We start from the raw sequence: 10,756 nt of genomic DNA on the forward strand, positions 1-10,756 counted from the left end.
TGCGGTGATGCTACCCGCGGACGGACCCGTGCCCCCGCACCGTCACGCGCGTTCCGCGTAGACGAGATCGTTGTTCTCGTACCCCATCGGCGGGCCGACGAATCGCCCGCCGCAGGTGACCATGAACAGGGTCTCGGGCCCGTCGAGCCGGTTCAGGTCGTCCGTGGGCAGCACGCCCTTGTTCACCGAGACGGTGCGAGTGACCCGGTAGGCGATCCGTGCGCCGTCCTTGCCGGTGAGCTCGACCCGATCGCCGGTTTTCAAGGCGGAGAACCGCTTCGCGTACCCGACGCCCTGCCGGGCGTCGTCGACGTGCCCGGAGAGCACCACCGCTCCCGCGCCCGAGCCCGGGAGCGCCGAGTCGACCCACCAGCCGACGCGGCTCACGTCCGTCGGCGGGTACAGGGCGCCCTGCGAGTCCGTCGCGACCGCGTCGATCGGGGCGTCCGCGCCGCCGACGGTGACCGTGACCGGCGTCGTCGGCTCGCTCGCGGTCGCGGCGACCGGCGGCCGCAGGTCGCTCTGCGCAGACGGATTCGACGACGGTGCGCTCGCCGCCCCGTCGACGGTGCTGCCGCATCCCAGCAGGGACAGCACCGCGGCGGCGGAGACGACGAGCGCTGCCGTGCGGCGCGACATCAGGCGGTCCGCCCGGACGGGATCGAGGCGATCGGTACGCGGACGCCGGGGTTGCGGACGACGGGCCCGGCACCGATCCTCGAGTTGGTCACCCGGACCTGGAACTGCGGGGTGAGGCGCACCTCGAAGGCGACGGCAGCGGCGTCCCGGACGTAGCCGGCGGGTGCCGCGGTCTCGGTGGCCCGGTAGCACCCCGACGGGAGCGAGAACGACGCAATGCCGTTCGCGCCCGTCGTGACCGCGCGGACGGCCTCGTCGCTGCCGCAGCGGGAGATCACGAACGATGCTCCGGCCAGCGGGGCGCCGGTGATCCGGTCGGTCTTGACGAGGGTGCCGTTGGTCTCCACCTCGCCCGGCGGGATCGTGACGCCGCACCGGAATCGGAACGCGAGGCGGTTCACGGCGTTGCCCTCCACTCGGGAGTACGCGTTCGGGCCGAGCAGGACGCACGACGACGGCCAGGCCGTGGGAACGACGCTGACGCAATCGCGCGGGAAGGCACCGCCGCCGTTGCCGCCGCTGTCGGTGCGGGCACCGCCCAGGGGACGCCAGCTGTCGCACTCGGCGACGGCGTACTCGGACGGGACACCGTTCCCGTTCTGGTCGCGGGCGGTGATCGTGAAACGCACGCCCGCGGTCGGCGGTGGGCTCGTCGTGGTGGTCGGCGGGACGATGCCACCGCGCTCGAGCACGAACCGGAATTCGGCCCGGCCGGAGTCCGTGGTGATCGTCTGGACGACGGGCGAGAGCAGGCGCCAGTTGGTCGGCGTGTGATCCATCCGGGCGCTGACGCAGCGGCCCGTGACCGTGGTCGCGCCACCGTCGGCGAGCGCGGCCCCGGGGCCGCCCTTGCAGCCCTGGACGTACACCGTCGCGCCCGGCACGCTCGCGCCCCGCGGGTCGACGATGCGCACCGCACCGACGGTGAGCAGTCCGGGTGGGCCCTGCGGCGGCATCGTCGTCGTGGTCGACGGTGCCGTGGTCGGCGTCGTCGTGGTCGGCACCGTCGAGGTGGTGGGGCTGGTGGTCGTCGGCGTGGCGGGCGTCGGCGCCGCGGATGTCGTGGTCGGTGGCGCCGGTGGCGTCGTCGGCTCGGCGCCCGCGACGGCGGGCAGCAGTCCCGTCATCGGGATCAGCGCCACCGGTAGTAGCAGCGCGCGGCGGATTCGGTTCCTGGTCGCGTGTGTCATCGCGTCCTCCTGTTCTTCGTTCCCCCATCGGCGATGTCGTTCGACGTGAGGAAGATCGGGAGCAGGCACTGATTCCGTTAGCGGTGTTACGAAATCGTTATTGGCCGGCCACGACGCGCAGGACGGTCGCGGCCCCGTCCTCGGTGGCGATCGCGCTGCTCAGCGCACCCGCCGCGGTCCGATACCGCGAATCGCTCACCGCGGCACGTATGGCCTTCGCGAGAGCGGAAACCGTGACCTTCGTCCGCGCTATCGGCAGGGTGCCGGCGCCGAGCGCGTGCAGCCGCCGGGCCCAGAACGGCTGGTCGCCGCCGGGAGAGGGGAGAGGCGCCGACGGGATCCCCGCGCGGAGGGCGGCCGCGGTGGTGCCCGCGCCGCAGGAGTGCACGATCGCGGCGACCCGGGGCAGGACGTGCTCGTACGGGACCGTGTCGATGTTCAGGACGCCCTCGCGGTCCGGAACCCGAAGGCCGGCTCCACCGGCCTGCACGAGGCCGCGGACACCGGCGGCGGCCAGGGCCTCGTCGACGATCGCGGCCAGGCGGTCGCGTTCCTGCGCCGGCACCAGCAGGGAGCCGAGGCCCACGAGGACGGGCGGCGGACCGTCGGCGAGGAAGTCCTCCAGGTCGGGAGCGGGCGACCAGTTCCGCGGCGAGGGCGCCCACCAGCTGCCGACGACCTCGATGCCCGGGCGCCAGTCCGCCGGGCGCGGGAGCACGGCGGGCGACCACCCGCACAGGATCGGCCACTGCGCCCGTGAGCGGTCGCGACGGAGGGCGCGGGCGGACCGCCTCGGGAGGCCGAGATCGCGACGCAGGTCGGCGACCACGCCCGCGTACATCCGGTCGACGGTGCCCTCGGCGAATCGCCCGGTGGCCCGGTTGATCGTGCCGCCCGACGACCAGGCGCCGAGCAGGCTCGGCGGGTACTCGCGGGTCGCGGACAGCGGCTGCAGGCGGGCGCCGATGATCGGGATTCCGCGGGCCTCCGCGAGGGCGTGCATGGCCGGCTCTGTGAAAGGGGTCGTGAGGACGACATCGGCGGGGACGTCGTCGACCGCCTCGAGGACGTTGCGGCTCAACTGCCGGATCCCCGCAGGCCTGATCAGTTTCATCGCGTCGGCGAGGGAGGGCTCGCCGTCCGGCTCGCCGAGGTCGAGCGGGACGCCACGGGCATCGAGCCCCAGTTCTGTTGTCTCGCTGTCGAGTTCATGATTGGTGGTGATGGTGACGGCGTGGCCGGCCTGCTGCAACCGCAGCCCGACGCCGGCGAGCGGCATCGTGTCGCCGCGGGAGCCGTAGGTGGCGATGAGGACGTGGACCATCACATCTCCTGGTCGGTGCGGGTGGCGCGGGCGAAGGCTTCGACGAGATCGTCGGCGTAGCCGTCGAGGTCGAAGGCGGGATCCGCGAGCGAGCTCAGCATCGCGGAGCCGACGGCTCCGCGGATCGCCGTCGCCATCGAGCCGACGTTCAGCGGGCGGAACTCGCCGGAGTCGACGCCGCTCGTGAGGATCACGTCGAGCTCGACCCGGGCGCGGGCGTCGTCGTGGCCCGCGTCCACGGAGACGTCCTGCAGGCGGCCGCCGTCCTTGGTGCGGAATCCGCCGGCGATCTCCATGAGTGCGAGCTGGTGGTTGCGGTGCGTGCGCATGTACCGCAGGTGGGTGCGGATGTGCGCCTCGAGCTTCGCCGCGGCGGTGGGTGCCGCCTCGACGGCGGGCACCATTTCGGCGAGCAGAGCGGAGTAGGACTCGTGTACCACCGCTGCGATCAGGCTGTCCTTGTCGCCGAAGTGGTACAGCACCACGCTCATCGCCACCCCCGCGCGGTCCGCGATCTTGCGCACGGACGCCTTCCCGTAGCCGAGCTCGGCGATGGTGTCGATCGCGCACGCGGCGATCTGCGCGCGGCGCGCCTGTTCGGTGAAGGTCTCACTAGATCGCATGATCTAACTATAGATCACTCGATCTAATCGGGCTAGAGGAGACGATCGGAACGCTCGGCGCCGGCTTCGACGAAGTGCTCGGTGCGGACCACCGGCGAGATCAGCCACGCCGGGAGCCGGCGGAGGATGCGCATCAGGCGGGCGGCGGCGCCGGGCCCGTTGATCTCGGAGCGGTGCGCGCCGAGCGCGCGCTGCTTCGCGGCCACGAACGGGCGCACATCGATCCGGTGCGTGATGTCCTCGGCCGGGGTGAACCAGGTTCGCGCCGCCTCGAGGTCGTGTCCGCGGGTGAGTCGTAGCCGGGTGGTCACCGTCAGCAGGCGGACGGCGACCTCGCGCGGCATCGTCGCCTCCACCAGGCGTACCCCCGTCAGTTCAGACGCGCGGCGCGCGATGTGGTGGACCGCGACGTGGTCCCGGTGGCCGTAGACGCCCGCGGGGTCGTATCCGATGAGGAGGTCGGCCCTCGTCTCCCGGAGGACGGCGGCCAGCGCCTCGGCGGCCTCGTCGAGGTCCGCCCGCACCAGGCGTACGCGGCCCGCGGGGTCCGGGTAGAGGTCACGACCGTGACCGCTGTCCGCGTACCCCAGCCACCGGACCTCCGCCGCGCCGAGTTCGACGGCGGCCGCGTCCAACTCGCGCAGGCGCCGGCGTGGATCGGGCTCGTCGTCACCGCGCATCATGCCGTCGGTCGCGACGACCAGCACGACCCGATGCCCGGCGGCCGCCAGTTTCGCCAGCGTGCCGCCCATGAAGATCGATTCATCGTCCGGGTGAGCATTCAGCGCGACGACGGTGCCCATGCTCCCCTGTATATCACCGATTGAACACCGTTATGGAGAACGCGACCTGCGGTTTTTCTCTCCATAACGGTGTGCAATCCGGATGGGGGCCGGTCAGCGCGTCGTCGTCAGCTCGCCGAAGGTCGCGTACCGGGCGTCGGAGCGGGCACCGTCGGGCGTGACCTGCTTGTCGACGAGGATCACCTGCCCGATGAAGGGCTCGACGATGCCGACCATGCGGATCGGCGCGGCGATGATGAGCTGGAAGCCGAACTGCTCGAAGGCCCGCAGCGACTGTGCTGAGAAGCGCTCGTCGGACTTGCTGAACGCCTCGTCGAGCATGAGCGGTGCGAACGCGGGCTCGGAGCCGCCCGTGCCGCTGTGGCCCGCGTGGCTGCCCAGGGCGAAGCTCAGCGCCGCCGCGAGGCAGAACGCGACCAGCTTCTCCTGCTCGCCGCCCGAATTGGTGGCGGTGTTGCGGTAGGTGACCACCGCGGGGGCATCGGGCTCCGCGCCGACGGCGTTCTCCCGACCGTAGAACGAGTACCCGGTGCGGACGTCGAGCACGTTCTCGGTCCAGCGGCGCGACTCGGGGTCGTCGCCCGTCAGGCGCAGGACCAGGCCGCGAATCCGCTTGAACTGGGCCGCCATTGCCGCGGGCTCGGCGCGCTTGGCGGCGGGGGCGTCACGGACCATCTCGTCCACCAGCTTCGCGAACTCGGTGGCCTCCGGCGTCGGCCGCGCGGCGTAGGCGATCTGCAGGTAGGTGCCCTCGTTGAACTCGACCCGACGCAGCCCGGCGTTGACATCGGCGATGCCGCGGGTGATCGCGCGGTGCGTGTCGTCGACCTCCTTGAACAGGTTCGACACCGAGTGGCTGACATCGGTGGTGATGAGCCGCCGGAACTTCTCCGTGGCCGCCGCCAGGCCGTGCGCCACGAGGTTCTCGTGCACCGCCACGAAGTCCGGAGCGGAGGCGGCTTCGGCCGACAGCTCCGTCGAGGCGTCCGGCCACTCGCGCAGGAACTGCTCCGCCGTGCGGACGATGCGGGACTCCGCGGCGTCGCGCTCGGCGGTCGCGGCCGCCTGCTGGCGTTCCAGCTCGGCGCGCAGGTCGGCGCGCACCTCGCCGAAGGTGTCGAGCGTGAGTCTGCGGGGCCGGCCCTCATCGGCCGTGAGCAGGTGCCAGAGCGCGGTGGCGAGGAAATCCTCGTCCTCGCTCGTGAGCTTCGGGGCGCTCTCGCCGTCGATCTTCTCGAATTCGGCCAGGAGATCGTCGAATTCGGTACCGGCGCGGTTCATGGTCTCGGTGAGCGCGCCGATCCGGGTCTGCGCCTCGGCCAGCTCGCCGTAGGCGTTGTCGGCCTGCAGCTCCAGCTCGCCGAGATCGGCGTTGCCGGACCGCGCGTCGGAGATCCGGTCCGCGAGCTCCTCCGCCTCCGCCTTTGCGGCCCAGTGGTCGAGTTCGCCCCACGAGCTGTAGCCGAGAACGCCTGCGGCACTGTCGGCGACGGCCTTGTGCTCGGCCAGGTCGTCGCGCAGCGTGGCCGACGCGTCTGCCGCCTTGGCGTGCACCGCGGCCAGTTCGTCCCGACGCCGCTGCAGGGCCTCCCGCTTGCTACCGGTGTTGGTGCCCAGCACCCACTGCGAGCGGTCGGCGACGGAGCGGCGATCGTCCTTGCGGAACCGGCCGCCCGCGCTCTTGACCAGGCCCTCCGGGGTGACGGCCTGCTCGTGCCGCTCCAACTCGGCGGGGGAATCGACGCACGTGTGGCGCGCCGCCCGGGCGACCGCGCCGGCCAGCCACCGTCCGGTCGCGGCGCTCTCGTCCACGACGAGCTTCTCGGCCAGGGACCCCGGATCCGGGCGCGTGCCGTCGGCCCCGTCGACCACCTGGTAGGTGAGGACGCCCTGGACGCGCGTGGCGTTGACGTGGTCGGCGACCACGCGCTGATGCGCGGCCGGTACGAGCAGCGTGGTGGCGAGCGGCCGGAGGACGCGCTCGGCGGCCGCGGCCCACTTCGCCTGTTCCTCGGGCCGCACGTCGATCAGCTCCGCGGCGTACGGCAGCTCCTCGGCGGGAACGCCGGTGGCGCGGGCGATCGCGTCGCGCTGATCCAGCAGCGCGGGCGGCAGCAGCGAGGCGCGGCGGTCCAGCACGGACAGCTCGTCGTCGACGGACTCGACGGCGCGGCGGGCGTCCGACTCATCCGTGTACGCGGAGTGCACGCGACCGGCGAGGGCCTCGGCGGCCTCGGTCGCCCGATCGCGGATGCCCGGAACCTGTTCGCGCAGAGCGGCGAACTCCTCCGCCGATTCCGGCGCACGCTCGCCGAGCTTCTCCACCGCGGCGGCGAAGCGCTCGTACGCCCGCTGGCGGGCCTGGGTCTGCAGCTCGCGGGACTGCAGCTCGGCCTCGAGCACCCCGACCTCGCCCTGCTCCTGCCGGAGCCGGTGCAGCAGGTCGTTGTAGCGCATCTTGCGCTCCTCGGCCCGGTCCTCCCAGCGAGCGATCTGCGCGTCCATGCCCGCGCGCTCACCCTCGATCCGGTCCATCTGCTCCTGCAGCAACCGCAGCTTGTGGCCGCGCAGGTAGGACCGCACGGGGGCGCCGAGCAGGTCCGCCGCGCGCGTCGTCCCGACGGTGGCCGACCGGTAGCGCTCGTAGGCCTCCGGCATCGGCCGCAGCACCTTCTCCTGGGCCTCCGCCCGCGCTGCGGCCCGGTAGGCCTCGTCGAGCTGGGTGAAGTTCTCCACCAGGCGTTCCGCGCGCGCATAGGTCTGCGGCCGGTCCAGCATGTAGGTGCGGATGAAGGCGTCGAGATCGCCGACGTTCTTCATCGCCTTGGCCTTGCCGAGCAGGGCCAGCGCTGCGCTCGACGTGCCGATGCCGACGCGTCGACGCAGCGCGTCCTGGTACGCGGCCTGGGTGTCGAAGGATTCGACGTCGCTGTGCCGGGCGCGCCAGCCCCGCGTGTCGAAACCGGCTGTCGCCCAGTCCTGGAGGTCGAGCAGGTCGAACGCGCCGGAGTGGATCTGGTACCAGGACTTGAGGGAGGCTCCGTCGGTGCCGCTGCCGGGGAACCACTTGACGGCGACGGCGGTGGTCACGTTGCCCGCGCCGTTGTCGTAGGTGGCCGCGACGGCCGACCACGTGGCCGAATCCCCGCGCAGGTACTGAACTTTGGACTGTTGATGTTCGTCGTCGTTGACCGACCAGGCGCCGCGCACGTAGTCCGCCATCGAGCGCGCAGCGCGCTTGGCGCCCTTGGCGGTCATGTCCGCCGACGCGTTGAAGGACTGGTCGTAGGTGGGCAGCAGCACCACCGAGTGCGCGTCCATCAGCGAGGACTTGCCGGAACCGGAAGGGCCGGTGAGGATCACGCCCCGCTCGTCGATGGGGAAGTCCTTGTAGCCGTCGAAGGTTCCCCAGTTGACCACCTGCAGGCGGGTGAGGCGGTACTGGCCCATGTGATGGCGGGTGCCGTGCACGGTCATTCCCCGGCCTCCTGCTCATCGAGGTCGACGGTGCCGTCGCCGTCCGCGCCGTCGACGGGCGCCGCGGCCTCGCCCAGGTCCTGATCGGTGCTTGCGAGGTCGCGGTACGCGGCGGTGTAGAGGTCCACCTGCTCGGGGGTGAGCAGGGAGGCGATCACCGAATGCACCGCGTACCGGTCGCTGGTGCCGACGCGGCGGATCAGGCGGCGGGTCTCCAGCTGGTTGATCGCGGCGTCGGCCTTCTTCACGAAGCCGGCCTCGTCGGTGTCGCGCGCGGGGCGGAAGGTCAGCAGGTGGTCGATCATCTCCTGCCGCTCCACGACGGCCGTCTCGTCGGGGCTGGACAGGTGCTTGAGGCGCAGGAACAGCGCCAGCACCGACGCGGCGAGCGAGAGGCTCTGCGCGCGCAGCAGATTGCGCTGGCGCGGATCGTTCTCGCTGACCTGCCGGGTGAAGGCGTGCTTGGTCTCGCGGTTGATCTCGAGCAGGAGGTTCAGCTCGGAGAGCCGGCTGCGCAGCAGCGTCTCCTCGGCCTCGATCACGGCCCAGTTCTTCGACCGCGACGAGACGTGCGGCGCCGCGATGAGCTCCTGGAGGGCGTAGCAGACCGAGTTCGGTAGCGCGGACGTGTCGCCGTCGAAGCGGGGCGCGGTGTCGGCGCCGCGCAACGATCTGATCGCGTCCTCGTCGGCGATGGTGAAATCGGCGAGGTCGATCTCGGGAAGGACCTCGTCGGCCGGCACGTCCAGCGTCTCGATGTCCAGGGCTTCGTCCGGCATCAGGCCTCCTGCTCGAAGAGTGTGGTGGGCTCGGGCGCGGCCGAGGCGGGGGTCAGGGGCGGGAGCGCGGCGGCGAACTCGACGTGCGGCACCGTCAGTTCGCGGGGCCCGCGGGCCGTGTGCGCGACGACGGTGACCGGACGGTCCGCGTCGACGGTGCCGTACCGCGCGCCGAGCGACCAGATGCCGACGACATCGCCCGCGCGGGGCGCCTCGATGGCGGCGAGCACCTCCGCGAGCGTGGCACCGTCGGACATGCCGACCTGGGCGTTGATGGCGGAGGCGAGCGCGTCCCAGTCGATCGCCTCGCGGCCGACGAGCCGGGCCGGGTCGATGCTGAACTCGCCGGAGGTCTCGCGGACCTCGGGCGGGAGGGTGACGATGCCGTCGTGGAAGCGCAGGGCGCCGACGGAACTCGTGTCGACGGCGGTCATGGGGACGGCGAGGCCGGTGTCGCGGCTCGCCGAGACCGCGTCGAAGGCGTCGACGGCCGCGCGCTGCGCCTCGGTGATGCGGGCGCGCAGCGACTGGTACTGGAGGAAGTCGCCGTCCTTGACGAAGGTGTTGATGCGGCGATACACCTGCCCGCGGATCTCGTCGACGCGCTGGACCTGCATCCACATGCGGTCGAGGAAGCCGGTGAGGGAGTCCCTGAGGTCGTCCGGGAGGTCGATCTCGTGGACCACCGAGGCGACCGAGGTCTCGAGCTGGCGGCGCAGGCGATGGTCGGACAGCAATGTGTAGAAGGCGTCGAAGGCCTTGCCCTCGGGGGTGTTCGCGAGCTCGTCGTGGCCGTCGAAGAGGCGCTGCAGGGTCTTGGCGTACGCCTCCGCCTCGCTGGACTCGGAGGCGTCCAGGCCGTGGGTGAGCAGGGCGCGGGTGTGCTCGCGGAGCTTCTCGCCGTAGCCGAGGATGTCGGCGGGCATGCGTTCGGCCAGCGAGCTGACGATCTTGAGGTCGTCGACCACCTTGTCGCGGTCGTATTCGGGGATCAGGCCCTGACGCAGGGCCTCGCGGCGGCGGGTGAGTTCGGCGATCTGCGCGTCGAGGGCGCGCAGGTGGTCGTCGGGATCGGCGCTGACGGTGACCGCGACCGCCGACAGCCGCGCGGTGACCAGCTCGAGCGCGGTCTCGGTGGCGACATTGCGGTCCAGTGAGACGGCCTGGACCTGACCGAGGGCCGTGGTGGCACCGCGGGTGAGCTGGATGACCTCGCGGTCGGTTTCATCGAGGTTCCGGGACACGTACCCGTGCTTGACCCACTGGTCCAGGACGTCCGGGCCGGCAGGGACGGGGCGCGCCCGTTCCGTGAAGTGGTTCTGGAGGGACTGCAGGTCGACGGTGAGCGCGTCCCCCAGCTCCTCCGCGTCGACGGGTCCCGTGCCCAGCCTCGCCGCCATCAGCGCCAGGTAGGCGACGGCATGGGGGGAGCGGAGCAGGCGGAGCGCGACATCGTTGTCGGCGTTGTCCGTGAACGCGGCGTACAGCTGCGCGGCCGACTGCGCCATCGTGTACCTCCCCTTGCGTAAGCGACGGTCCAGTGTATCGGGGAGATGGTCGGCCTGGGCCGCCTGCTACTCGGCGATCCGTCGAATCAGATCGGCGAGGTCGACCTCCAGCGCCTTGCTGAGGGCGACGAGGGTGGTGAAGCGGGGATTCGCCGGCGTGCCCTTGCGGCGATCGGACAGTCCGCTCTCCAGGAGTTGGAGGTGATTCGTGCTGATCCCCACCTCGGCGGCCAGCGCCTCCTGACTGAGTCCGCGATCCACGCGCAGTCGTCCGATCTCGGATCCGAGCCGGTGCGACAGCTCTTCCTCGAACGGGGACTCCGGCACTGGTCAAGGGTGCGGGCGGCCGGTTGTCGGGGCCACCATGTATACATGGGAAAATCGTCCGGTTCGAGTCGCTTGCAGGGGGGTGA

General features: G+C 71.7%; 9 protein-coding genes. All 9 read right to left on the reverse strand.

Annotation, left to right across the window (positions count from 1 at the left end):
* Window positions 1-42: 42 nt before the first annotated feature.
* A complete protein-coding gene (locus HF999_RS00830; RefSeq protein WP_168544044.1) occupies window positions 43-639 on the reverse strand; it encodes a class F sortase in 597 nt (198 codons plus the stop codon).
* Window positions 639-1,829 (reverse strand): prealbumin-like fold domain-containing protein, encoded by a 1,191-nt coding sequence (locus HF999_RS00835; protein ID WP_168544045.1) that lies wholly within the window; start codon window positions 1,827-1,829, stop codon window positions 639-641. Before HF999_RS00835 ends, HF999_RS00830 begins: the two co-directional genes overlap by 1 nt.
* A gap of 97 nt (window positions 1,830-1,926) precedes the next feature.
* Window positions 1,927-3,153, reverse strand: a complete 1,227-nt coding sequence (locus HF999_RS00840; protein WP_168544046.1) for a glycosyltransferase — start codon at window positions 3,151-3,153, stop codon at window positions 1,927-1,929.
* Window positions 3,153-3,776, reverse strand: coding sequence for a TetR/AcrR family transcriptional regulator (locus HF999_RS00845; protein WP_168544047.1), 624 nt, complete (start codon window positions 3,774-3,776; stop codon window positions 3,153-3,155). Before HF999_RS00845 ends, HF999_RS00840 begins: the two co-directional genes overlap by 1 nt.
* Before the next feature lie 32 nt (window positions 3,777-3,808).
* Window positions 3,809-4,579, reverse strand: a complete 771-nt coding sequence (locus tag HF999_RS00850; RefSeq protein WP_168544048.1) for a PIG-L deacetylase family protein — start codon at window positions 4,577-4,579, stop codon at window positions 3,809-3,811.
* A 93-nt stretch (window positions 4,580-4,672) separates the two neighbouring features.
* Window positions 4,673-8,056, reverse strand: a complete 3,384-nt coding sequence (locus HF999_RS00855) for an ATP-binding protein (RefSeq protein ID WP_168544049.1) — start codon at window positions 8,054-8,056, stop codon at window positions 4,673-4,675.
* The gene (locus HF999_RS00860; RefSeq protein WP_168544050.1) at window positions 8,053-8,835 is read right to left on the reverse strand and encodes a DUF4194 domain-containing protein; all 783 of its coding nucleotides are present in this window, start codon (window positions 8,833-8,835) and stop codon (window positions 8,053-8,055) included. Before HF999_RS00860 ends, HF999_RS00855 begins: the two co-directional genes overlap by 4 nt.
* Window positions 8,835-10,343 carry a DUF3375 domain-containing protein gene (locus tag HF999_RS00865; RefSeq protein WP_168544051.1) on the reverse strand — a complete coding sequence of 503 codons (1,509 nt, stop codon included), beginning with the start codon at window positions 10,341-10,343 and terminating at the stop codon, window positions 8,835-8,837. The genes HF999_RS00860 and HF999_RS00865 overlap by 1 nt, the downstream gene beginning before the upstream one ends.
* A 66-nt stretch (window positions 10,344-10,409) precedes the next feature.
* Window positions 10,410-10,670, reverse strand: a complete 261-nt coding sequence (locus HF999_RS00870; protein WP_168544052.1) for a helix-turn-helix domain-containing protein — start codon at window positions 10,668-10,670, stop codon at window positions 10,410-10,412.
* Between the last annotated feature and the right edge of the window lie 86 nt (window positions 10,671-10,756).

It is taken from the genome of Tsukamurella spumae (assembly GCF_012396015.1).
Lineage (GTDB): Bacteria > Actinomycetota > Actinomycetes > Mycobacteriales > Mycobacteriaceae > Tsukamurella > Tsukamurella spumae.

What these genes read in the sequence shown, in the direction of transcription:
- HF999_RS00855 (WP_168544049.1), bottom strand. Translation starts at nt 8,056, where the DNA reads ATGACCGTGCACGGCACCCGCCATCACATGGGCCAGTACCGCCTCACC.
- HF999_RS00840 (WP_168544046.1), bottom strand. Translation starts at nt 3,153, where the DNA reads ATGGTCCACGTCCTCATCGCCACCTACGGCTCCCGCGGCGACACGATG.
- HF999_RS00830 (WP_168544044.1), bottom strand. Translation starts at nt 639, where the DNA reads ATGTCGCGCCGCACGGCAGCGCTCGTCGTCTCCGCCGCCGCGGTGCTG.
- HF999_RS00860 (WP_168544050.1), bottom strand. Translation starts at nt 8,835, where the DNA reads ATGCCGGACGAAGCCCTGGACATCGAGACGCTGGACGTGCCGGCCGAC.
- HF999_RS00865 (WP_168544051.1), bottom strand. Translation starts at nt 10,343, where the DNA reads ATGGCGCAGTCGGCCGCGCAGCTGTACGCCGCGTTCACGGACAACGCC.
- HF999_RS00845 (WP_168544047.1), bottom strand. Translation starts at nt 3,776, where the DNA reads ATGCGATCTAGTGAGACCTTCACCGAACAGGCGCGCCGCGCGCAGATC.
- HF999_RS00835 (WP_168544045.1), bottom strand. Translation starts at nt 1,829, where the DNA reads ATGACACACGCGACCAGGAACCGAATCCGCCGCGCGCTGCTACTACCG.
- HF999_RS00850 (WP_168544048.1), bottom strand. Translation starts at nt 4,579, where the DNA reads ATGGGCACCGTCGTCGCGCTGAATGCTCACCCGGACGATGAATCGATC.